Annotated in this window: 20 protein-coding genes and 1 tRNA gene; 10 read left to right on the top strand and 11 right to left on the bottom strand. The window is 67.5% G+C overall.

Going from position 1 to position 21,833, the window contains the following annotated elements; all coding sequences use genetic code 11:
• Positions 1-77: 77 nt before the first annotated feature.
• On the bottom strand, positions 78-2,246 hold the full coding sequence (locus tag VFT73_RS06115) for a primosomal protein N' (RefSeq protein WP_326409275.1): 2,169 nt from the start codon (positions 2,244-2,246) through the stop codon (positions 78-80).
• Between the two features lie 42 nt (positions 2,247-2,288).
• Positions 2,289-3,584: an aspartyl/asparaginyl beta-hydroxylase domain-containing protein gene (locus tag VFT73_RS06110; protein ID WP_326409274.1), complete on the bottom strand. Its 1,296-nt coding sequence runs from the start codon at positions 3,582-3,584 to the stop codon at positions 2,289-2,291.
• A gap of 112 nt (positions 3,585-3,696) precedes the next feature.
• Here VFT73_RS06110 and fsa point away from each other — a divergent pair, with 112 nt between their 5' ends.
• Positions 3,697-4,350 (top strand): fructose-6-phosphate aldolase, encoded by a 654-nt coding sequence (gene fsa / locus VFT73_RS06105; RefSeq protein ID WP_326409273.1) that lies wholly within the window; start codon positions 3,697-3,699, stop codon positions 4,348-4,350.
• A 127-nt stretch (positions 4,351-4,477) separates the two neighbouring features.
• Entirely contained in the window at positions 4,478-5,350 is an 873-nt protein-coding gene (locus VFT73_RS06100; RefSeq protein ID WP_326409272.1) for a tyrosine recombinase XerC, read from the top strand.
• 139 nt (positions 5,351-5,489) lie between these two features.
• On the opposite strand, the gene VFT73_RS06095 is transcribed toward VFT73_RS06100, so the two are convergent.
• From VFT73_RS06095 to rsmI, 4 genes are all read right to left on the bottom strand, one after another.
• A complete protein-coding gene (locus VFT73_RS06095) occupies positions 5,490-6,089 on the bottom strand; it encodes a DedA family protein (protein ID WP_326409271.1) in 600 nt (199 codons plus the stop codon).
• A gap of 108 nt (positions 6,090-6,197) precedes the next feature.
• Positions 6,198-7,154, bottom strand: a complete 957-nt coding sequence (gshB, locus tag VFT73_RS06090) for a glutathione synthase (protein ID WP_326409270.1) — start codon at positions 7,152-7,154, stop codon at positions 6,198-6,200.
• Between the two features lie 20 nt (positions 7,155-7,174).
• Positions 7,175-7,528 carry a YraN family protein gene (locus VFT73_RS06085; protein WP_326409269.1) on the bottom strand — a complete coding sequence of 118 codons (354 nt, stop codon included), beginning with the start codon at positions 7,526-7,528 and terminating at the stop codon, positions 7,175-7,177.
• Complete coding sequence (rsmI, locus tag VFT73_RS06080) at positions 7,521-8,360, bottom strand: 16S rRNA (cytidine(1402)-2'-O)-methyltransferase (RefSeq protein ID WP_326409268.1); 840 nt, start codon at positions 8,358-8,360, stop codon at positions 7,521-7,523. The genes VFT73_RS06085 and rsmI overlap by 8 nt, the downstream gene beginning before the upstream one ends.
• A 153-nt stretch (positions 8,361-8,513) precedes the next feature.
• On the opposite strand from rsmI, the gene VFT73_RS06075 reads away from it, so the two are divergent.
• Positions 8,514-9,563, top strand: a complete 1,050-nt coding sequence (locus tag VFT73_RS06075; protein ID WP_326409267.1) for a penicillin-binding protein activator — start codon at positions 8,514-8,516, stop codon at positions 9,561-9,563.
• 141 nt (positions 9,564-9,704) lie between these two features.
• Here VFT73_RS06075 and hemW read toward each other — a convergent pair whose 3' ends face one another.
• The 3 genes from hemW to rph all read right to left on the bottom strand — a co-directional run bounded on the left by hemW (position 9,705) and on the right by rph (position 12,255).
• The gene (gene hemW, locus VFT73_RS06070) at positions 9,705-10,814 is read right to left on the bottom strand and encodes a radical SAM family heme chaperone HemW (RefSeq protein WP_326409277.1); all 1,110 of its coding nucleotides are present in this window, start codon (positions 10,812-10,814) and stop codon (positions 9,705-9,707) included.
• A 125-nt stretch (positions 10,815-10,939) separates the two neighbouring features.
• Positions 10,940-11,554 carry an RdgB/HAM1 family non-canonical purine NTP pyrophosphatase gene (gene rdgB / locus VFT73_RS06065; protein ID WP_326409266.1) on the bottom strand — a complete coding sequence of 205 codons (615 nt, stop codon included), beginning with the start codon at positions 11,552-11,554 and terminating at the stop codon, positions 10,940-10,942.
• On the bottom strand, positions 11,551-12,255 hold the full coding sequence (gene rph / locus VFT73_RS06060; RefSeq protein WP_326409265.1) for a ribonuclease PH: 705 nt from the start codon (positions 12,253-12,255) through the stop codon (positions 11,551-11,553). The genes rdgB and rph overlap by 4 nt, the downstream gene beginning before the upstream one ends.
• A gap of 133 nt (positions 12,256-12,388) precedes the next feature.
• On the opposite strand from rph, the gene hrcA reads away from it, so the two are divergent.
• From hrcA to VFT73_RS06035, 5 genes are all read left to right on the top strand, one after another.
• Positions 12,389-13,429 (top strand): heat-inducible transcriptional repressor HrcA, encoded by a 1,041-nt coding sequence (gene hrcA / locus VFT73_RS06055; RefSeq protein ID WP_326409264.1) that lies wholly within the window; start codon positions 12,389-12,391, stop codon positions 13,427-13,429.
• Entirely contained in the window at positions 13,426-13,974 is a 549-nt protein-coding gene (gene grpE / locus VFT73_RS06050; RefSeq protein ID WP_414712800.1) for a nucleotide exchange factor GrpE, read from the top strand. The genes hrcA and grpE overlap by 4 nt, the downstream gene beginning before the upstream one ends.
• A 139-nt stretch (positions 13,975-14,113) precedes the next feature.
• Positions 14,114-14,488 carry a preprotein translocase subunit SecG gene (secG, locus tag VFT73_RS06045; RefSeq protein ID WP_326409262.1) on the top strand — a complete coding sequence of 125 codons (375 nt, stop codon included), beginning with the start codon at positions 14,114-14,116 and terminating at the stop codon, positions 14,486-14,488.
• 172 nt (positions 14,489-14,660) lie between these two features.
• Positions 14,661-16,295 (top strand): CTP synthase, encoded by a 1,635-nt coding sequence (locus VFT73_RS06040; protein ID WP_326409261.1) that lies wholly within the window; start codon positions 14,661-14,663, stop codon positions 16,293-16,295.
• A 154-nt stretch (positions 16,296-16,449) separates the two neighbouring features.
• Positions 16,450-18,231 (top strand): aminopeptidase P family protein, encoded by a 1,782-nt coding sequence (locus VFT73_RS06035; protein ID WP_326409260.1) that lies wholly within the window; start codon positions 16,450-16,452, stop codon positions 18,229-18,231.
• Positions 18,232-18,282: 51 nt separating this feature from the next.
• Here VFT73_RS06035 and VFT73_RS06030 read toward each other — a convergent pair whose 3' ends face one another.
• Complete coding sequence (locus VFT73_RS06030; protein ID WP_326409259.1) at positions 18,283-18,423, bottom strand: hypothetical protein; 141 nt, start codon at positions 18,421-18,423, stop codon at positions 18,283-18,285.
• Positions 18,424-18,503: 80 nt separating this feature from the next.
• Between VFT73_RS06030 and VFT73_RS06025 the strand changes: the two genes are divergently transcribed.
• Positions 18,504-18,578: transfer RNA gene (locus VFT73_RS06025), tRNA-Thr, on the top strand.
• Between the two features lie 42 nt (positions 18,579-18,620).
• Entirely contained in the window at positions 18,621-21,203 is a 2,583-nt protein-coding gene (gene pepN, locus VFT73_RS06020; protein ID WP_326409258.1) for an aminopeptidase N, read from the top strand.
• Positions 21,204-21,227: 24 nt separating this feature from the next.
• Here the strand turns inward: pepN and VFT73_RS06015 are convergent, their stop codons facing one another.
• The gene (locus VFT73_RS06015) at positions 21,228-21,788 is read right to left on the bottom strand and encodes an ABC-type transport auxiliary lipoprotein family protein (RefSeq protein WP_326409257.1); all 561 of its coding nucleotides are present in this window, start codon (positions 21,786-21,788) and stop codon (positions 21,228-21,230) included.
• Positions 21,789-21,833 lie beyond the last annotated feature (45 nt).

Here is a 21,833-nt window from a genome sequence, read left to right as displayed (position 1 = left end):
CGGCAGTGAACAAGGCGCGAAACATCAGGGACCCTCCCGGTGGTGGGCGATGATTAGGCGAGGCAGTGGGGAAGGCGCTAGAGGAAAGAATAGGGATCCACATCGACGCTGACCCTGACGCTCGCCGGCCAGTCGAGCGCGCCGAGCCAGTCGCGGATCACGTCCTGCACGTCGAGGCTGCGGCGGGCGTGGACGAGCAGGCGGTGGCGATGGCGGCCGCGGAGCATTGCCAGCGGGGCGGGGGCGGGGCCGAAGACGAACATGTCCTCGACCTGCGGCGCGGTCTTGCCGATCAGGCGGGCGGTCTCGATCGCGGCCTGGGCGTTTTCCGAACTGACGACGATCGCCGCCATCCGCCCGAACGGCGGCGCGCCGGCTTCGCGGCGGGCCTCGGTCTCGGCCGCGTAGAAGCTCTCAGTGTCGCCGCTGACGAGCGCCTGGATGACGGGCGCGTTGACGTCATGCGTCTGGACGAACACGCGACCCGGCTTCTCGCCCCGCCCGGCGCGGCCGGCGACCTGGGCAATCTGCTGGAACGTCCGCTCCGCCGCGCGCAGGTCGCCGCCGGACAGGCCAAGGTCCGCATCGACGACGCCGACCAAAGTCAGGTTCGGAAAATGATAGCCCTTGGTGACCAATTGGGTGCCGATCACGATCGAAATCTCGTTCGCTTCCATCCGCGCGACGAATTCCGCCGCCTTGGCGGGGGACCAGATCGTGTCGGACGTGACGATCGCGCGCGGCGCATCGGGGAAAAGTGCGGCGACTTCGTCGGCGATCCGTTCGACGCCCGGCCCGCAGGCGACGAGCGAGTCCTCGGCCTTGCACTCCGGGCACAGCTCCGGCGGCTTCGCGATCAGCCCGCAATGATGGCATTGCAGCCGGTGGATCAGCCGGTGTTCGACCAGCCAGGCGGTGCAATTCGGGCATTGGAACCGGTGTCCGCAATGGCGGCACAGCGTCAGCGGCGCATAGCCGCGGCGATTGAGGAACAGCAGGCTCTGCTCGCCGCGCGCCAGCGTCTCCTCGATCGCCGCGACCAAAGTCGGGGCGAGCCAGTGGCCGCGCGGCGGCGGGTCCTGCAGCAGGTCGATCGGGGCGATTTCGGGCAGTTGCGCGCCGCCGAAACGGGCCGGCAGCTTCACGTCTTCGTAGCGGCCGAGTTCCACCTGGTGGCGGGTCTCGATCGCCGGCGTGGCCGAGGCGAGGATGACGGGTATGTTCTCGAAATGCGCGCGCATCACCGCCGTGTCGCGGGCGTGGTACTGGACGCCCTCTTCCTGCTTGAAGCTCGACTCATGCGCCTCGTCGACGACGATCAGGCCAAGATCGCGATAGGGGAGGAACAGGGCGGAGCGCGCGCCGACCACAACCTTCGCTTCGCCGCTGGCGATCGCCCGCCAGGCGCGACGGCGCTGCGACTGGCGCAGGCCCGAATGCCAGGCGACCGGCAGCACGCCGAAACGCGCGTCGAAGCGGCGCAGGAACGGCTCGGTCAGCGCGATCTCGGGGAGTAGCACCAGCGTCTGCCGGCCGTCGCGGATCGCAGCGGCGACGGCTTCGAAATAGACCTCGGTCTTGCCCGAGCCGGTAACGCCGTCGAGCACGAAAGGCTGGAACGCGCCTGCGCCGACCGCCAGCGTAAAACGCGCCGCGGCTTCGGCCTGCTCGAGCGTGAGTTCGGGCGGCGCATGATCCGGATCGGGGTCGGGAAATGGGGTGTCGAGCGCCACCTCGATCGGCTCGATCGCGCCGGCCTTGCAGAGACCGCGGATCACTGCATCGGATACGCCCGCGATCAGCGCCAGCTCGCGCACCAGCCCCTGCCGGTCGCCGATCCGCTCCAGCGCCTGGGCACGCTGCGTCGTCAGGCGATCGGGGACGATGCCGGTCGCGCGATATTCGAGCACCGTGCGCCCGCTCTCCAGCGCGGACGAGGATGGCAGCGCCATCCGCAGCACTGCGCCGGACGGGGCGAGATAATAGTCGGCCGTCCACTCGATCAGGCGGCGCAGCGGCGTCGCAAGTGGCGGCGCCTCGTGAACGGCGATCAGGTTGCGCAGCCGGTTGTCGCCGACCTCCGCGTCCGACGGCATCCGCTCCGGTTCCCACACCACGCCGGTCAGCTGGCGCGGGCCGAGTGGCGCGATGACGATCGAGCCGGGCTCGACGGCCATGCCATAGGGAACGCGGTAGTCGAGCGGCCCGAGCACGGGGTTCAGCAGGAGGACGCGGGCGCGGGACACGGCACTGCATCTAAGCGCCCATGCCCGGCTGTCAAAAGCGGATCAGTCCTCGGTCGGCGCCATCAGACCGCTGGCATCCGCGGCCGCGTAGAAGCGAGACACCAGATCGCGCTCCTGCGGAGTGATGTGAGGGTTCCAGACGTCGAAGATCAGCACCGCGCGCAATTGGTCGCTGTCGTTCCAGGCCTCATGCTCGATCGTGTCGTCGAAGGCGAAGGCCTGGCCTTCATGCCACTCGCGAACTTCGCCGCCGACGCGGAAGCCGCATTTCTCCGGCACGATCAGGCCAAGATGGACGATCGTGCGCGAATTGGTGACGCCGGTGTGCGGCGGGATTCTGGTTTTCGGGTGGAGCAGCGAGAAGAACACCGTCGGAGCACGGCCGGCGTGATCGGCGAGCGGGAGCTTCTCGACCGCCGCGGCAGTCTGCGGGCAACGCGCGCAATGCGCGTCGATCCGCTTGCCGTGGCGCCACAGGAAATAGGCGCTCCAGCGTTCGCTATGGTCGAGCTCGCTCCATTTGCTTTCGGGATAGCCTGAAGGATATTGGACATAGGGCGCGAAGCCTTCGTCCCCCGTTTCGAGCAGGCTCTGCAATTCCGCGCGGATCGCCGGCGCAGCGGCCTCCAGCGATTCCATCCACGGAAAATGCTCGCGGTCGAAGAATTCGTCGGCGGGGAGGAACGGGAAGTTCATCCCTCCCTCGCAAATGTTGGTATAGATAGCGCGGCGGCCGAGCATCGCGTCGATCGCCGCACGTGCGCGGCGCGTCTGCCGGGGGGGCAATTCGGCCAGCAGGTCGCCCATCGCCGCGTCGATCGCCTCGCCGAATCGCTGGTTGTGGCGGAACGCGAAAGCGCGCCCTTCGGTCAGCAGTGTCCTGAGTTCGGGCGGCAATTGCTCATCGGGCGGAGCGACGGCGCTGGCCTGACCCCAATGCTGTGCCGCGAGGGCGTCGTCGCCGCTGCGCTGGAACAGATGCGCCTTGCGCAGCAGCGCCATGAAGTCGCGTGCATCGATCGCCAGTACGCGATCGAGCGCGGCAAGTTCGCCGTCCTTGTCGTTCAGTTCGCGATGTGCACGGGCGAGATTGAGCCACAGCACCGGCTCGCCTGGATCGGCGGCTGCGGCGCCCGCGAAATGGTCGCGCGCAGCGGCGAAGTCGCCGCGCCCCAGCGCATGGGTGCCGAGCGAATTCAGCGCCTGCGGATGATCGGGCGCGATCGCGACCACCTGCTCCAGATATTTGACCGCTTCGTGCGGGCGCTGCGCCCGCTGCTCGGCTGCCGCTGCCGACAAGAGTTGCGCGATGCGCGGATCGGAATTGACGCTGCTCAATGATCACCCCGTCATGCCGGACTTGATCCGGCATCCACCTTCTTTAGGAGCGTCTGGAGAAAGGCGTGCGCCGGATCAAGTCCGGGATGACGCCGATGCAATGGGATTCGTCATGAAATTCTTCGTCGACACGGCCGACACCAACGACATCCGCGAGCTCGCCGAGACCGGCCTTCTCGATGGCGTCACCACCAATCCGTCGCTGATCCACAAGGCCGGGCGCGATTTCCTGGATGTGGTGAAGGAAATCTGCGCGATCGTGCCGGGGCCGGTTTCCGCCGAGGTGGTCGCGCTCGACCACGAGACGATGATGAAGGAGGCGGAAACGCTCCGGAAGATCGCCGACAATGTCGCGGTGAAGGTGCCGCTGACGCTCGACGGGCTGAAGACCTGCCGCAAGCTGACCGGCGACGGCACGATGGTGAACGTGACGCTCTGCTTTTCCGCGAACCAGGCGCTGCTGGCGGCCAAGGCGGGCGCGACGTTCGTGTCGCCGTTCGTCGGGCGGCATGACGATGTCGGCTTCGACGGGATGCAGCTGATCAGCGATATTCGCCTGATTTACGACAATTACGATTTCGCGACCGAGATCCTTGTCGCCAGCGTGCGCCACCCGATTCACGTGCTCGAATCGGCTAAGCTCGGGGCCGACGTCGCGACGATGCCGCCGGCGGTGATCCGGCAACTGGTCAAACACCCGCTCACCGACAAGGGCATCGAAGGCTTCCTCGCCGATTGGGCGAAAACCGGGCAGAAGATCAGCTAGCGTCCATATATCTCGCACGAAGAACACGAAGCCTGCGGAGAGAGGCTCTTCTTCGTGGCCTTTGTGCTCTTCGTGCGAGCCAAATTGCTGGATTCCCGCTTGCGCGGGGATGGCCTAGAAGGACGCCGTGTCGCTCGCCCAAGCCTTTGCCGATCACCTGCGCCGGGACCGGCGGCGATCGGTGCATACGGTGCGCGCCTATGTTGCGACCGCTGAGCGGTTGCTCGCCTTTCTTTCGGAACATCACGGCCGCCCTGTCGATGCGGCGTTGCTGAAGGCGATCGGCGTCGCCGACCTGCGCGCCTTCCTTGCTGATCGGCGTGGCGATGGGCTCGGGAACGCTTCGGCCGCGCGCGAGCTGTCGGCAGTGCGCACCTTCCTGGCCTTTGCCGGCGTCGAGGCGCCGCGGCTGAAGGGCCCCAAGGTCAAGAAAGGCGTGCCGCGCCCGGTCTCGCCTGCCGAAGCAGTCGCGCTGGCCGAGGACGTGGCGGAGGAACGCGACGGTTGGACCGGCGCGCGCGACCTGGCGGTGCTGCTGCTGCTCTACGGTGCAGGCCTGCGGATCGGCGAGGCGATGGGGCTGACCGGCGCGGCGCTGCCGCTGGGCGCCACCCTCACCGTCACCGGCAAGCGCAACAAGACCCGCGTGGTGCCGCTGCTGCCGCAGGTGCGCGATGCGATCGAGTCTTATGTCGCGGCCTGTCCCTATTCGCCGGCGAAAAACCAGGCGTTGTTTCGCGGCGCGCGCGGCGGGCCGCTGGAGCCCTCGCAGATCAGACGCGCGGTGCGGCGGGCGCGGGGCCGGCTGGGCCTGTCGGAGCGGACGACGCCGCATGCGCTCAGGCACAGCTTTGCGACGCACCTGCTCGGCCGCGGCGTCGATCTCCGTTCGCTGCAGGAACTGCTCGGCCATGCAAGCCTTAGCTCGACCCAGATCTACACCGCGGTCGACGCCGCGCACCTGATGGACGTCTACCGAAACGCCCATCCCCGCGCTTGAACCCCTATGCGTCCAAAACGATTCGCTCGTCCCGAGCGAAGTCGAGGGGCGCGGCTTAGAGCTTTGTGCAATCGCCCCTCGACTTCGCGCTTCGCGCTCCGCTCGGGACGAGCGAAGGAAACGGACGGATCGAGCGGCTCTAGCCGCGCGGTTTCCAGGTGAAGACGCGCCACAGATACCAGCCGACCATGCCGGCCATCACCGCAAGCGCGACCGGCCCGACATAGTCCTGCAGCTGGTGGAAATTGTGGCTCAGGAAAACGCCCGCCCCGGCCAGCACCGAGTTCCAGATCGCGCTGCCCGCAAAGGTCCAGAGCGTGAACTCCCAGAACGGGATTCGCGCCATGCCGGCGGGAATCGAGATCAGGGTGCGGCCTGTGGGCATGAACCTGGCAGCAAAGATGACCCAGTGGCCATGGCTCAGGAAGAAGCGGTGCAGCTTCTCCACCTCGTGCCAGTCGAGCGTCAGGACGCGGCCGTACCGCTCCACGAACGGCCGGAAACGCTGATAGCCGGTGCGCCGGCCGATCCAGTACCAGAAGTAATTGCCGATCGTGGTACCGATCGTGCCCCAGAGCACCAGCGGCACGAAGGACATTTCGCCCTGTTCGACGGCGATGCCGCCCAGGCCCATGATCACCTCGGACGGGATCGGCGGGAAGACATTCTCCAGCACCATCAGCAGGAAGATGCCGGCATAGCCGCCGCGCGCGATCAGGTGGACGATGAAATCGGTCATGTAGGGAAATGCCTCTGTTCTAAGGCCGTCCGCTTCGAGCGAAGTCGAGAAGCGCAAGCCGGGAGCAGTTGTTTCTCGACTTCGCTCGAAACGATCGGTGGAAGGGCTCTAGCTTCTCTCTGCCACCTTGCGCTCGATCACGTCCCAGATCAGCGCCGGCGTGTCGGTGCCGTTGAACTTGTCGATGGCAACGATGCCGGTCGGCGAGGTGACGTTGATCTCGGTCAGCCACTCGCCGCCGATCACGTCGATGCCGACAAACAGAAGCCCGCGGCGCTTCAGTTCCGGCCTCAGCGCGGCGCAGATTTCGCGCTCCCGCGCCGTCAGGTCGGTCTTCGCCGCCTTGCCGCCAACGGCGAGGTTGGAGCGAATCTCGCCTTCGCCGGGGATGCGATTGACGGCGCCGGTCACTTCGCCGTCGATCAGGATGATGCGCTTGTCGCCCTCGGCCACGCCGGGCAGGAACGCCTGCACCATGTGCGGCTCGCGATAGGCGGTGTTGAACACCTCGATCAGCGACGAGAGATTGGCGCCGTCGCGGCCGACCTTGAAGACCGCCTTGCCGCCATTGCCGTGGAGCGGCTTGACAACGATCTCGCCATGCTCGGCAAGGAAGGCGCGGGCTTCGTCGAGCTCGCGGGTGATCAGCGTCGGCGGCATGAACCGCGCGTAATCGAGCACGAACACTTTTTCCGGCGCGTTCCGGACCGAGACGGGGTCGTTCACGACCAGCGTCTCATGCGCGATCCGCTCCAGCAGGTGGGTGGCAGTGATATAGCCGAGGTCGAACGGCGGGTCCTGCCGCATCAGCACCACGTCGATGTCGCGGCCGAGGTCGATCTTCACCGGCGCATCGACCGCGAAATGATTGCCGAGCACGGGCTGAACGCGGACCGGATGCGCCATCGTCCAGACGCGACCGTCGCGGTAGTTCAGCCGGTCGGCGGTGTAGTGATAGACTTGGTGCCCGCGTTCCTGCGCCTTCAGCATCAGCGCAAAGCTCGAATCGCCGGCGATGTTGATGCCCTCCAGCGGGTCCATCTGCACGGCGACTCTCAGGCTCATTTTCTTGTTCCTCTGGAGGGTCAGCCGACCCAGGCGTTGCGGATGTGGCGGGGGAGGCTCCACGGCGCAAGCAGGATCACGTCGACGCGGATGTCGTCGCCGGGCCGGGCATAGCGGGGCGCGAGCATCGATGCAGCGGAGGCGACGCGGGACAGCCGATGCTCGTCGATCGCCAGATCGAGCTCGGGTCGGGTCGCGCGGGTCTTCACTTCGACGAAGAGGACAATGCGGCCGCGGCGCGCGATCAGGTCGACTTCGCCCACCGGCGTGCGCACGCGACGGGCAACGATGCTCCAGCCCTGGAGGTTGAGCCACAGCGCGGCGGCAGCTTCGCCGATCCGGCCCCGGCGCTCGGCACGGTGGCGGTTACCCATCCGACTTGAGCGCCATGGCCCGCGCGTAGAGCGCTTTCCGGTCCGCGCCCAGCGCTCTCGCCACTTCGCCGGCCGCCTTGGCCGGAGGCAGCCGCTTTAGCGCCTCGCGCAACGCCGCTTCCACATCATCTTCGCTTGCCGCCTCGGCCTCTCCCGGTGGGGCAACAACGATGACGATCTCGCCTTTGGGCGGCGCGTCGGCGTAGCGGGCCGCGAGCTCAGGAAGGGGAGCCGTGACAGCTTCTTCGTACGCCTTGCTGATCTCGCGCGCGACGGCGGCTTCGCGCGGGCCGAGGCCTTCCGCCAGTGCCGCGAGCGCCGCTGCGAGGCGCGGGCCCGATTCGTAGAATACGAGCGTCGCCCGCACGCCCGCCAGTTCCGCGATTGCGTCGGCGCGGGCTTTCGCCTTGCTCGGCAGGAAGCCGGCGAACAGGAAACGATCTGTCGGCAATCCGGCCAGCGTCAGCGCGGCGATCGCGGCGCAGGGGCCGGGGATCGTCGTCACCGCCAGGCCGGCGGCACGCGCGTCGCGGACCAGCTTGTAGCCGGGATCGGAGATCAACGGCGTGCCGGCGTCCGAGACGAGCGCGACCGATTCGCCGGCCATCCGAGCGATCAGCTCGGGCCGCACGCGATCGGCATTGTGGTCGTGATACGGAATCATCGGCCGCCGCACGCCGATGTGCTGGAGGAGCTTCGCCGTCACCCGGCTGTCCTCGACCGCCAGCACGTCGGCGCGCGCGAGGATGTGGGCAGCGCGCGGGGACAGATCGGACAGGTTGCCGATCGGGGTCGCGACAATATAGAGGCCGGGTTTCAGCTTTTCTTGCATGTAAGGACCGTCATGGCAGAGGCAGCGACCGCGCCGCAACACTGGGTGAGGCGAGCGACGAGGTTCGGCGCGCTGGCCGGGCTGCTTGCGCTTGCCGCCTGCGTATCGGGACCGCGCCGGGGGACAGCCCCGCCGCCGCCTCCGCCGCCGACGGTGGAAGCGCCCCCCCCGGTCGGCCCCGAGCTGCCGGAGGACCAGAACCGGCACCGGATCGCGCTGCTCGTACCGCTTTCCGGGGCGAATGGCGGTGTCGGCCAGTCGATCGCCAATGCCGCGAATCTGGCGGTGCTCGACACCGGCGGCAAGCGCATCCGCGTCACTTTCTACGATACGGCAACCGGTGCGGCGGCGGCGGCCAACCGCGCCGTCGCCGAAGGCAACAAGGTGATCCTGGGGCCGTTGCTGGCCGAGAATGTGCGGCTGGTCCTGCCGATCGCGCAAAAGGCGCACGTGCCGCTGATCAGCTTTTCCAACGACACCAGCGTGGCCGGCAACGGCGCCTTCATCATGGGCTACACTCCGGCCGAATCGATCGATCGGGTCGTCCGGTTCGCGCGTTCCAAAGGCATGACCAAGTTTGCGGGCCTTGCCCCGGTCGGCACCTATGGGCGCCGCGCAACCAACGCGATGCTGCGATCGGTCGAAGGCGCCGGCGGACAGGTCGTCGCGATGCAGATGTACGATCGCAGCAAGGGCGGTCTCGCCGGCGCGATCGCCAAGATCGGCACCGCCTCGACCTATGACGCGGTGCTGATCGCGGACAATGCGCGCAACGCCTCCGGTGCTGTCACCTTGCTCCGCAAGGATGCGCCCGACGCGAAGGTGCTGGGCACCGAGTTGTGGAACACCGAGAACGGGATCGGCAGCCTGACGTCGCTGCAGGGCGCCTGGTTCGCGAGCGTGTCGGACGGGCTCTATCGCCAGCTCGCTGCCAAATACCGGGCGCGCTATGGCACCGGGCCCTACCGGATTTCGTCGATGGGCTATGACGCGGTGCTGCTGGTGACGCGGATCGCGCAGGACTGGCGGGTCGGCACCGACTTCCCGGTCGCTCGGCTGCTCGATCAGGGCGGCTTCACCGGCATCGACGGCCCGTTCCGCTTCCGCAGCAACGGCATCGTCGACCGCGCGCTGGAGGTGCAGCAGGTCGGACCGGCGGGCACCTCGGTGGTCAGCCCGGCACCAACGCGGTTCGACGGGTAGTCGGAGACCGATATCTGGCTGTCGTCACCCCGGCGTTGAGCCCGGGGCTCGTTGCCCTTCCGCACAAGGAAGAAGCGGGATCCTGGCTCAAGGCGGGGCCGACGATAGCTCGCATGAGGTCCCAATCTGATATCGGGTCCGCTAAGCGACGATCTCTGCAATTATCCGGTTGAGCACGAGCATGCCCGCAGGCGTGACCTGAAGGCGGCTATCGTTGCGGATCACCAACCCGTGTCCGGCCAGTCGCGCGACCGCGGCTTCGTCCACCAGCTCCGTTATCCCGGTCACCTCGGCCAGCCGCGCCAGGTCGACGCCTTCCTCCAGCCGCAGGCCCATCAGCAGGGCTTCGGCCGCCCGCGTCTGCGGCGTCAGTGCGTCCTCGCTTTCGATGCCGTGGCCGTTGCGCGCGACCGCGGCCAGGAAATTCTCGGGCTTTTTCCGACGGAAGCTGGCAGCCGTGAGGCGGCGGCCATGCGCGCCGGGGCCGACGCCGATATAGTCGCGATAGCGCCAATAGGTGAGGTTATGGCGGCTCTCCTCGCCGGGGCGGGCGTGGTTCGAGACTTCGTAAGCGGGGAGTCCTGCTGCCGCTGCGACGGCGCGGGTAAGCTCGAACAGGTCGGCGGCGCGGTCGGAATCGGTTTCGGGCAGCGCGCCCCTGGCGGCGAGCGCGGCGAAGCGGGTGCCGGGCTCTATCGTCAGCTGGTAGAGCGACAGGTGCCCGGTGCCGAAGCTGAGGGCGAGGCGGAGCTCGGCCTCCCAATCGCCGAGCGACTGGCCGGGACGGGCGTAGATCAGGTCGAAGCTGGTGCGGCCGAACGACGCCTGCGCGGTATCCAGCGCAAGCAGGCCCTCGCTCAGGCAATGCGCGCGGCCGAGAAAGGTCAGGGCGCCATCGTCGAGCGCCTGCAAGCCCAGCGACACGCGGTTGACGCCGGCCCGGGCGAGATCGCCGAACCGCGCCGCCTCGACCGACGACGGATTCGCCTCCAGCGTGATCTCGATGTCCGGTGCGAAGCCCCAGTCCCGCTCGGCCGCCTCGATCAGCGCGGCGACGGTCTGCGGCGGCATCAGCGACGGCGTGCCGCCGCCGAAGAAGATCGACGAGAGCGGACGGCCGGGCGTCAGCGTCGCCTCATGCGCAAGGTCGGCGAGGAGCGCGGCGCGCCATTGGTCCTGGTCGACCTGCTCCCGGACGTGCGAGTTGAAGTCGCAATAGGGACATTTCGAGACGCAGAACGGCCAGTGGATGTAGAGGGCGAGAGGACGAAGCCCCTCCCCTTCAGGGGAGGGGTTGGGGGTGGGGCTGGTTACTGGCTCTGGAGCAGCCGGACCTGCCCCACCCCAACCCCTCCCCTGAAGGGGAGGGGCTAAGGTCACAGCAGCGCCGCCTTCAGCTTGGCGAAGGCAGCCGCCCTATGGCTGATCCGGTGCTTTTCGTCCGGGTCCATTTCGCCGAAGGTCTGATCGTATCCGTTCGGCACGAACATCGGATCGTAGCCGAAGCCGCGGTCGCCGCGGGGCGGCCAGACCAGCACGCCATCGACCCGGCCTTCAAAGACCTCCAGATGGCCGTCGGGCCAGGCGACCGCGAGCGCGCACATGAAATGGGCGCCGCGGCCCGCCTCGGGACCGGCCCGTTCCAGATGGTCCTCGACCAGCCGCATCGCGAAATTGAAGTCCTTGTCCGGGCCCGCCCAGCGCGCGGAGAAGATGCCGGGCTCCAGCCCCAGCGCCTCGACGCACAGACCGCTGTCGTCCGCGATTGCGGGCTGGCCGGAAAGGTCGGCCGCGAGCAGCGCCTTCAGCTCGGCATTGGCGGCGAACGTGGTTCCGGTCTCGTCGGGCTCGGGCAGGCCGAGCGTGCCGGCCGAGACCGGCTCGATGCCGTGCGGACCCAGCAGCGCCGCAATCTCTTTCACCTTGCCCGGATTGTGGCTGGCGACGACCAGCTTGCCGGGCTGGAGCTTGCGGCTGTCCTGGTAATTCACCGCCCGACGGCTTTCGCCTGGGCCGCGAAAATCTCCGCGCAGCCGATCCGGGCGAGGCGGAGCAGCCGCAGCAGCCCTTCCTCGTCATAGCAGGCGCCTTCGGCCGTCACCTGCGCCTCGATGATGTTGTTGTCGTCGGTCAGCACGAAATTCCCGTCGCAATGGGCGGATGAGTCCTCGGGATAATCGAGGTCGAGCACTGGAGTTCCCTCATAGATGCCGCAACTGACCGCTGCGACCTTGCGCTGGATCGGATCGATAGGGAGGTTCAGCGTGTCGATCGCAAGGCGCAGCGCCACCCATGCGCCGGAGATCGAGGCGGTGCGGGTGCCGCCGTCCGCCTGCAGCACGTCGCAGTCGAGCGTGATCTGCCGCTCGCCGAGCGCCTTCAGGTCGACGACGGCGCGCAGCGATCGACCGATCAGCCGCTGGATCTCCTGCGTGCGGCCGGATTGCTTGCCCTTGGCGGCCTCGCGATTGCCGCGGGTGTGCGTCGCGCGCGGCAGCATGCCGTATTCGGCCGTGACCCAGCCTTCGCCCTTGCCGCGCAGGAAGGGCGGCACGCGCTCCTCGACGCTGGCGGTGACGAGTACCTTGGTGTCGCCGAAGCCGATCAGGACCGATCCCTCGGCGTGACGGGTGTAATTGGGCTCGATGGTGATGGCGCGCATCTGATCGGGCGCGCGGCCTGAGGGTCGCATTGTATGAATTCCTTTCGTCATCCCGGCCTTGGGCCGGGATCCACCTTCTGCTTGATTGGAGCCCGATAAGGCAGGTGGACCCCGGATCAAGTCCGGGGTGACGAAAAAGAACAGTTTCCCTACATCCACGCCCATGGCGACCCAGCCGATCACCGAATTGTCCGACCGGGCGCGCGAAGTGTTTCGCGTGGTCGTCGAATCGTATCTGGGCACCGGCGTGCCGGTCGGATCGCGGACGATCTCGAAGGTCGGCGGGTTCAACCTGTCGCCGGCCTCGATTCGCAACGTGATGCAGGACCTGGAGGAAGCCGGCTTGCTCTCGGCGCCGCACATCTCTGCCGGGCGGATGCCGACCGAGCAGGGGCTGCGGCTGTTCGTCGATGCGATCATGCAGGCGGCCGAGCCGAGCGCGGAGGAGCGGCGGCTGATCGAACGCCAGCTGAGCGGCGGGCCGATCGAAAGCGCTTTGTCGGCCGCGACGACGGCATTGTCGGACCTGTCCGCCTGCGCCGGCGTCGTAATGGTGCCGAAGCGCGAGCCGCGGCTTCGCCAGATCGGCTTCGTGCCGTTGTCGCACGACCAGGCGATGGCGGTGCTGGTCGGGCAGGACGGCAGCGTCGAGAATCGGGTGATCGAGTTGCCGCGCGGGACGACGCCCTCGGCACTCGTCGAGGCGGCCAATTTTGTCAGCGCCGAGCTGAGCGGACTGACGCTTGGCGAAGCGCGGGCGCGGCTTTCCGCCGAAATCCGGCGGGGCAGGGCGGCGCTGGACCGCGCGGCGCGGGCGCTGATCGAGCACGGGCTTGCCGTCTGGTCCGAAGACGGCGACCGGCGTCCGGTGCTGATCGTGCGCGGCCAGTCGCACCTGCTCGACGGCGGTGCGGCCGAGGACCTGGAACGGGTGCGCCAGCTGCTCGGCGAGCTGGAGGACCGGCAGGAAATCGCGCGGCTGCTCGACAGCGCCGCCGATGGGGCCGCGACCAAGATTTTCATCGGTTCGGAGAACAAGCTGTTCGCCTTGTCCGGCTCGTCGGTGATCGCTTCGCCCTATCGCGGGAGCGATGGGCGGGTGGTGGGCGTTGTCGGCGTGATCGGCCCGACCCGGTTGAATTATGCGCGCGTGGTCCCGATGGTAGACTTTACGGCACAAACCCTTTCGAGATTGATGGGATGATGGACGAGAACGAGACGGTTCGCGAAGAGACGGCTGCGGATGCGCCCGAAGTGGCGGAGCACGACCGGGTGCAGGCGCTGGAAGCGGAACTGGCCGAAGCCAGGGCCGCTGCTTTGTATGCGCAGGCGGAGACGCAGAATGTCCGGCGGCGGCTGGAAAAGGACGCGCAGGACGCGCGCGCCTATGCCGCGACCGGCTTTGCCCGCGACATGCTGACGGTCGCCGACAATCTGGAGCGGGCGCTGCAGGCGATTCCCGCCGATCTGCGCGAGGACGAACGGTTCAAGGGCCTGGTCGCCGGGATTGAGGCGACCGGCCGCGAGCTGACCGCGGTGTTCGAACGCAACGGCATCAGCAAGGTGACGGCATTGGGCGAAAAGCTCGACCCCAATCGCCACCAGGCGATGATCGAGCTGCCGACGGCAGACGTCGAACCCGGCACGATCGTGCAGGAAATGCAGGCCGGTTACATGATTCGCGACCGCCTGCTGCGCCCGTCGCTGGTCGGCGTCGCCAAGGCTGCGGAGAACGTCGCCGCAAGCTGATTGTCATGCCGGACTTGATCCGGCATCCACCTTCTTCTTCCACGCGGCCTGAGAAAGGTGGACCCCGGATCAAGTCCGGGGTGACGAACCAAAGATAAATCGCTAAGGCGCGCGCCACTTACCGACAAGAAAGACGCCCATGTTCACCTTCCTCCTCGTTCTCCAGGCGCTGATCGCGGCGGGCCTTGTGACCGTTATCCTGATCCAGCGGTCGGAAGGTGGCGGCTTCACAGGCGGCAGCCCGTCGGGCCTGATGTCGGCGCGCGGCGCGGCGGACTTCCTGACCCGCGCGACCGCGATCCTCGCGACCGCGTTCATCATCTGCTGCATTTCGCTGGCGACCCTCGCGGCGATGAACCAGCGCACGGGCACGATCGACGCGTCCGCGGCGACGCCGGTCCAGTCGGCCCCCGCCCCGGTGACGGCGCCGACGACCGTGCCGACCGACCCGCTCGCCGCGGCGGCTGGCCAGGCGACGGGGAACGGCACCGCGCCGGCGCCTGCGGGCAAGTAATCAGCCGCTCGTCCCGAGCGGAGGCCGGAGGCCGGAGGCCGTAGGTCGAAGGGCGCGAGCATGGGTTTCCGAGCAGCGCCCCTCGACTTCGCTCGGGACGAGCGGTGATTTGGCTAATTCTGGCAATCAATCCTTGCCCCCGCCGCCATCCCGCGGCTAAGCCTCGACTCCCATGGCGCGGTATATTTTTATCACCGGCGGCGTGGTCTCCTCGCTTGGCAAGGGCCTTATGGCGGCGTCGCTCGCGGCGCTCTTGCAGGCGCGCGGGTACCGCGTCCGGATCCGGAAATTCGATCCCTATCTGAACGTCGATCCGGGCACGATGAGTCCGTATCAGCACGGCGAAGTCTATGTGACCGACGACGGGGCGGAGACGGACCTGGACCTCGGCCATTACGAGCGCTTCACCGGCGTGCCTTCGCGCCAGTCCGACAACATCACGTCGGGCCGCATCTACCAGACGATCATCCAGCGCGAACGGCGCGGCGATTATCTCGGTGCGACGGTGCAGGTGATCCCGCACGTGACCGACGCGATCAAGGCGTTCGCGCAGGCCGAGACCGACGACCTGGATTTCGTGCTGTGCGAGATCGGCGGCACCGTCGGCGACATCGAATCGCTGCCCTTTATCGAGGCGATCCGGCAGCTGCGGAATGAACTCGGGCGCGACAACACCGTGTTCGTCCACGTGACGCTGGTGCCGTACATCGCTGCCGCCGGCGAGCTGAAGACCAAGCCGACCCAGCACAGCGTCCGCGAGCTGACCGCGCTCGGCATCCAGCCGGACGTGCTGGTCTGCCGCTGCGAAAAGCCGCTGCCCGACGGCGAGCGCGCCAAGATCGCGCTGTTCTGCAACGTCAGGAAGGAAGCCGTCGTCCCTGCCTTGGATGCGAAAAGCATCTACGGCGTGCCGCTCCAATATCATGCCGAGGGTCTGGATCGCGAAGTGCTGCGCGCCTTCGGGATCGAGACGCCGCCGGCCTCGCCCAATCTCTCGCGCTGGACCGAGATCATGGACCGGCTCGAAAATCCCGAGGGCGAGGTCACGATCGGCGTGGTGGGCAAATATGTGGGGCTCCCCGACGCCTACAAATCGCTGCACGAAGCGCTGGTCCATGGCGGCATCGCCAACCGCGTGAAGGTCAACATCCAGTGGCTCGACGCCGAGCTGTTCGAGCATGAGGACGAGGTCGCGGCGAAGCTGGAGCCGATGCACGGCATCCTGGTGCCGGGCGGGTTCGGCGAGCGCGGGTCGGAGGGCAAGATCTCCAGCGTCCGCTTCGCCCGCGAACGCAACGTGCCGTTCTTCGGCATCTGCCTGGGCATGCAGATGGCCTGCATCGAGGGCGCGAGGAACGTGTCCGGCATCGCGGGCGCGTCGACGACCGAATTCGGCCCGACCGAAGAGCCGGTGGTGGGCCTGATCACCGAATGGATGTCGAAGGAAGGCTTGCAGAAGCGGGCGGCGGACGGCGATCTGGGCGGCACGATGCGGCTCGGCGCCTACCCGGCGGCGCTGACGGGCAACAGCGTCGTCGAATCGATCTACGGCGCCCGCGAGATCAGCGAGCGCCACCGCCACCGCTACGAAGTGAACGTCCATTATCGCGAAGCGCTTGAGAAGGGCGGGCTGCTGTTCACCGGCATGAGCCCGGACGGCACGCTCCCCGAGATCGTCGAGCGGCCGGACCATCCCTGGTTCGTGGGCGTTCAGTTTCACCCGGAGCTGAAATCGAAGCCATTCGACCCGCACCCGCTGTTTGCTGGGTTTGTCGCGGCGGCGGTGAAGCAGAGCAGACTCGTCTAAGCCGCAGGAATCGCTCGTCCTGAGCGGAGCGCGAAGCGCGTAGTCGAAGGGCGCCGCCTCGCAGCGCCTCTCGACTTCGCTCGGGACGAGCGGGCTTGGGGCGCAACTGTGGGCCTGCTATCAGTCGGGGAACCCAGATTGCAGGAGAGCCCCCATGTCCACCTATGAAGCGCGTCTTGCCGCGCTCCGCGAGCAGCTGAAGCGGGATCGGCTGGACGGGTTCGTCGTGCCGCTGACCGACGAGCATATGAGCGAATATGTCGGCGCCTATGCGCAGCGGCTCGCCTGGCTGACTGGCTTCCAGGGCTCGGCGGGCACGGCGGTCGTGCTGCCGGAGGAAGCGGCGATCTTCGTCGACGGGCGCTACACGCTGCAGGTGCGCGAGCAGGTCGATCCGAAGCACTGGGCCTATGTGTCGGTGCCGGAAACCTCCGTCTCCGATTGGCTCGGCGATCACGCCGCAGACGGCGCGCGCATCGGCTACGACCCGTGGCTGCACACGCGCGCCTGGGTCGAGGCGGCGACCAAGGCGCTGAAGGAGAAAGGCGCGGAGCTGGTCGCGGTCGACACCAATCCGGTCGATGCGGTCTGGCCCGATCGGCCCGAGCCTTCGCGAGCCCGGCTGGTCGTCCAGCCTGACGAATATTCCGGCAAGAACTCCGCCGAGAAGCGAGCCGAAATCGGCGACTGGCTGGCGAAGAAGCGCGCCGACGCCGTCGTGCTGTCCGCGCTCGACTCGATCGCCTGGACGTTCAACGTGCGCGGCAAGGATGTCGAGCGCACGCCGGTCGCGCTCGCCTATGCGTTGGTGAACCGCGACGGCACTGCCGACCTGTTCGTGCAGCCGGAAAAGGTCGGCGAAGACGTGGCCAAGCATCTCGGCAACGCGGTGCGGCTGCACGACCGTGCCGAGTTTCCGAAAGCGCTTGCGAATTTCCAGGGCAAGCGGGTCGCGGTCGACCCGGAGCGGGCCGTCGCCGCGATCTTCGAGCGGCTGGAAAAGGGTGGGGCAGAAGCGCTCCCGCTGCGCGATCCGGCCGTGCTTGCCAAGTCCATCAAGAACGGTGCCGAGATTGCCGGCCATCAGGCCGCGCAGGCGCGCGACGGCGCGGCGATCGTGCGCTTCCTCCACTGGCTTTCGATCGAAGCGCCCAAAGGCGGGCTCGACGAGCTGACGGCTTCGGACAAGCTGGAAAGCCTGCGCCGCGAAACCGGGCTGCTCGAGGATCTCTCGTTCGACACGATCTCGGGCGCGGGGCCGAACGGGGCAATCGTCCATTATCGCGCGTCGCCGGAAACGAACCGGAAGCTGGAGCTCAACTCGCTCTATCTGATCGATTCGGGCGGCCAGTATCGCGACGGCACCACTGATATCACGCGGACAGTCGCGGTCGGCGAGCCGACGGCGGAAATGCGCGACCGGTTCACCCGCGTGCTCAAAGGACACATCGCAATCGCGACGGCGCTGTTCCCCAAGGGCACGCGCGGACAGCAGATCGACGCCTATGCGCGCCGTCCGCTCTGGGAAGTCGGGTTAGACTATGCGCACGGCACCGGCCACGGCGTGGGCAGCTATCTGTCTGTGCACGAGGGCCCGGCGCGGATCGCGACCTTCGGCGGCGGCGACGAGCCGCTTGCGGCCGGAATGATCCTGTCGAACGAGCCCGGCTATTACAAAACCGGCGCATACGGCATCCGGATCGAGAATCTGGTGCTGGTGGTGCCGAAGGACGTGCCCGGCGCCGAGCGCGAGATGCTGGGCTTCGACACGCTCACCTTCGCGCCGATCGACCGGCGGCTGATCGACGCCGACATGCTGACGGAGAAGGAGCGGGACTGGCTGAACGCCTATCACGCAAAGGTTGTCGAGGTGATCGCGCCGCAGCTCGACGATGACGTGCGGGCGTGGTTGGAGAAGCAGTGCGCGGCGATTTGAGAAAGAAGCGGGATCCCGGATCAGTCCGGGATGACGAAATATATCTGCTCGTCACCCCGGTCTTGAGCCGGGGTCCAGCTTCATCTTCTCCTCGACCTCCACAGCATCATCCCGCGCCCGCATCTTCCGTTTGCGCAGATTCTCCCGCAGCGCCGCTGCCAGCCGTCGTTCGCGTTCTTCGTCCTTGGCCATGCGGCCGCGCTAGACCCGGCCGCAACGCCTTGACAAGCTTCGCGCCCTCGCCCAAGTGCGCGCCTCGCCCGCGGGCCCGTGCTGCCGTAGCTCAGTGGTAGAGCGCATCCTTGGTAAGGCTGAGGTCGTGAGTTCAATCCTCACCGGCAGCACCATTCTCCTTCCTATCGGAAGAGCGGGCCGCTAGGTCTGCCGGCATGGCAGACGTGCAGACCACCGCCGCGGCCGCGCCGCAAGTCATCCGCCGCGAGGACTATACGCCGCCCGCCTGGCGCGTCCCCGAGATTGAGTTGGAATTCGACCTCGATCCCGCGCGAACCGTAGTGCGCAGCCGGATGCAGGTGGAACGCGCCGGGCCTGGCCCGCTGAGGCTCGATCATGGCGGACAGCAGATCGTATCGGTCAAGGTCGACGGGGTGACGATCCAGCCGCAGGATGAAGGGCGCGCGCTGATCCTTGACCTGCCCCGGGACTCGCACGCGATCGAAACCGAATGCGTGATCGTGCCGGAGGCGAATACCGAGTTGATGGGCCTCTATGCCTCGGGCGGGCTGCTCTGCACCCAGTGCGAGGCGGAAGGCTTTCGCCGCATCACGCCGTTCCCCGACCGCCCGGACGTGCTCAGCCGCTATTCGGTTCGCATGACCGCCGACAAGGCGCGCTTCCCGGTGCTGCTGGCGAACGGCGACCGGGTCGGTGGCGGCGACCTGCCGAACGGGCGTCACTGGGCCGAATGGCGCGATCCCTTCTTCAAGCCCTGCTATCTGTTCGCGCTGGTCGCGGGCGACCTGAAGGCGAATGGCGATCATTTCACGACCATGTCCGGCCGCAAGGTCGAGCTCGGCATCTGGGTGCGCGAGGCGGACCTGCCGAAGACCGCGCACGCGATGCAGGCGCTGAAGGACGCGATGGCCTGGGACGAGCGCGTCTACGGCCGCGAATACGACCTGGACGTGTTCAACATCGTCGCCGTCTCAGACTTCAACTTCGGCGCGATGGAGAACAAGGGCCTCAACATCTTCAATTCGCGTTACATCCTCGCCGATCCGGAAACGGCGACCGACGCGGATTACGACGCGATCGCGGCCGTGGTGGCGCACGAATATTTTCATAACTGGTCGGGCAACAGGATCACCTGCCGCGACTGGTTCCAGCTCAGCCTGAAGGAAGGGCTGACTGTGTTTCGCGACCAGTCATTTTCGGCCGATCATGGCTCGGCGGCGGTCGAGCGGATCAATCAGGTGCGGATGCTCCGCGCGGCGCAATTCCAGGAGGACGCTGGCCCGCTCGCCCACCCGGTGCGGCCGGACAGCTATATCGAGATCGGCAATTTCTACACCGCCACCGTCTACAACAAGGGCGCGGAGCTGATCCGGATGATGGCGACGATGCTGGGGCCGGACCGCTACCGGCGCGGCACCGATCTCTATTTCGAGCGCCATGACGGCCAGGCAGTCACCTGCGACGATTTCGTCAAGGCGATGGAGGATGGCGGCGGCATCGACCTGTCGCAATTCCGGCTGTGGTATGCCCAGGCCGGCACGCCCAAGGTGAAGGCGACGGTGCGGCAGGAAGGGCAGGACGCGGTCGTGTCGCTTGCCCAGGATGTGCCGGCGACACCCGGCCAGCCGCTGAAGCAGCCGATGCCGATCCCGTTGCGCATGGCGCTGTTCGGCGCGGGCACGGGCGCCGTTCAGGGCGAAGAGCGGCTAGTCGTGCTCGACACCGAACAGGCCGAGGTGCGGTTCGAAGGCATCGGCGAGCGGCCGGTGCTGTCGGTCAACCGCGGCTTTTCCGCGCCGGTGATCGTCGAGAGCGACCGCGGCGCGGCCGAGCTCGCGCTCCTGTCGGCGCACGACAACGATCCGTTCGCGCGTTACGAGGCGCTGCAGCAGTTGATGCTCGACACGCTGATCGCGGGCGTCGAAGCAGGCGTGGCCGATTTCGCGCCGGTGGTCGATGCGGTGCGGCTGACGCTGGAAAATCCGGCGCTCGACAAGGCGTTTATTGCGGAGGCGGTGCTGCCGCCGTCCGAAGCGTTCATCGGCGACCGGATGGCGACGGTCGACCCGGAGGCGATCCATCAGGCACGCGAGGCGCTGCGGGCGGACCTTGGCCGATTGCTCGAAGGGCAGTGGCGTGCCGGCTATCTCGGCAGCGCCTCCAACCGCTTCGAGCTGACGCCGGCGGCGAAAGGCGCGCGGCGGCTCCGTTCGATCGCGCTCGGTTTTCTGATGGCGGGAGGCGCCGAGGATGCGCCGGGGCTGGCCTGGGATCAGTTCCAGGGGGCGACCAATATGACCGACCGGCAGGGAGCGCTGTCGGTGCTCGTCAACAGCGAGGCGCAGCAGCGCGAGGACGCGCTTGCCGCCTTTTATGCGCGCCACAAGGACGATGCGCTGGTGCTCGACAAATGGTTCACGACCCAGGCGCTGTCGACCCGCGCGGACGCGCTGGAGCAGGTGCTGAAGCTGTCGCAGCATCCCGATTTCACGCTGTCGAACCCGAACCGTGCGCGCTCGCTGGTCGGCGCTTTCTCGGCCAACCAGCGCGGCTTTCACAGCGGGGACGGGCGCGGCTACCGCTTCCTGGCCGACAACATCCTGGCGCTGGACGCGATCAACCCGCAGACCGCGGCCAAATTCGTCGCCCCCCTCGGCCGCTGGCGGCGGTTCGGGGAAACTCGCGGCGCGCTGATGCGCGCGGAGCTGGAACGCATCGTCGCCAGGCCGGGCCTGTCGAAGGATGTCTTCGAGCAGGCGAGCAAGTCGCTGGGATAACCCTCTCCCGATCGGAGAGCGGTCTTATTTCAGCCAGTCCGCGACTTCGGCGGCGACCTGATTTGCAGCCTGGTTGAGGGCGGCGCCGACAGCCTGCGCTTCGATTTCGGCGACCGGCACGCGGGCTTCGAAGCGTTGCGTGCGAATGTCGGTGCCGCGGGCAACTACGGCGTCGAACACGACCACCGCCTGCTGCGGGTTGGCGTCGATGCCGAAGCGTTCGAGCTGGCCGGTGACGCGCGTGCCGGGATCGAGCGCAAATTGGCGGGGAGACAGCACCGGATGGCCGGTGCGCGCCTCGATCGTCTCACCCAGCAGCCGGGCGAAGATCTTGTTCGGCGTATCCGACCACTGCGCGTTCTTGACGTAGGCAACCGATGTCGCGGTCGCCTGGACCGGCACGCGCGTGGTGTTGAGGTCGGCGGGAATGCTCGGCCACAGCACCGTGATCGCATCGCCGGGAGCAACCGTGCGCGATGTTCCCGCGGCGACGGTTTGCGCGGGCATCAGCGTCAGCAGCTGGTCGGGCGGTTCGGCGCCGAAGCTGATGCAGCCGGACAGGGTGAGACCGAGGAGAATCCCCACCACCGTTCGGTTCGAGCGAAGTCGAGAACAGTCGGTGCTACGTTT

It is taken from the genome of Sphingomonas sp. (assembly GCF_035758555.1).
Lineage (GTDB): Bacteria > Pseudomonadota > Alphaproteobacteria > Sphingomonadales > Sphingomonadaceae > Sphingomonas_B.
Note: the sequence above shows the minus strand (reverse complement) of the source record. Positions and strands in the feature narration are given on the sequence as shown.

Bases quoted from the DNA above. Each gene is read 5' to 3' on its own strand.
- rph (WP_326409265.1), bottom strand. From the start codon at position 12,255: ATGCGACCCTCAGGCCGCGCGCCCGATCAGATGCGCGCCATCACCATC.
- VFT73_RS06035 (WP_326409260.1), top strand. From the start codon at position 16,450: ATGTCCACCTATGAAGCGCGTCTTGCCGCGCTCCGCGAGCAGCTGAAG.
- fsa (WP_326409273.1), top strand. From the start codon at position 3,697: ATGAAATTCTTCGTCGACACGGCCGACACCAACGACATCCGCGAGCTC.
- VFT73_RS06040 (WP_326409261.1), top strand. From the start codon at position 14,661: ATGGCGCGGTATATTTTTATCACCGGCGGCGTGGTCTCCTCGCTTGGC.
- grpE (WP_414712800.1), top strand. From the start codon at position 13,426: ATGATGGACGAGAACGAGACGGTTCGCGAAGAGACGGCTGCGGATGCG.
- secG (WP_326409262.1), top strand. From the start codon at position 14,114: ATGTTCACCTTCCTCCTCGTTCTCCAGGCGCTGATCGCGGCGGGCCTT.
- hrcA (WP_326409264.1), top strand. From the start codon at position 12,389: ATGGCGACCCAGCCGATCACCGAATTGTCCGACCGGGCGCGCGAAGTG.
- VFT73_RS06085 (WP_326409269.1), bottom strand. From the start codon at position 7,528: ATGGGTAACCGCCACCGTGCCGAGCGCCGGGGCCGGATCGGCGAAGCT.
- VFT73_RS06030 (WP_326409259.1), bottom strand. From the start codon at position 18,423: ATGGCCAAGGACGAAGAACGCGAACGACGGCTGGCAGCGGCGCTGCGG.
- pepN (WP_326409258.1), top strand. From the start codon at position 18,621: ATGGCAGACGTGCAGACCACCGCCGCGGCCGCGCCGCAAGTCATCCGC.
- rsmI (WP_326409268.1), bottom strand. From the start codon at position 8,360: ATGCAAGAAAAGCTGAAACCCGGCCTCTATATTGTCGCGACCCCGATC.
- gshB (WP_326409270.1), bottom strand. From the start codon at position 7,154: ATGAGCCTGAGAGTCGCCGTGCAGATGGACCCGCTGGAGGGCATCAAC.
- VFT73_RS06095 (WP_326409271.1), bottom strand. From the start codon at position 6,089: ATGACCGATTTCATCGTCCACCTGATCGCGCGCGGCGGCTATGCCGGC.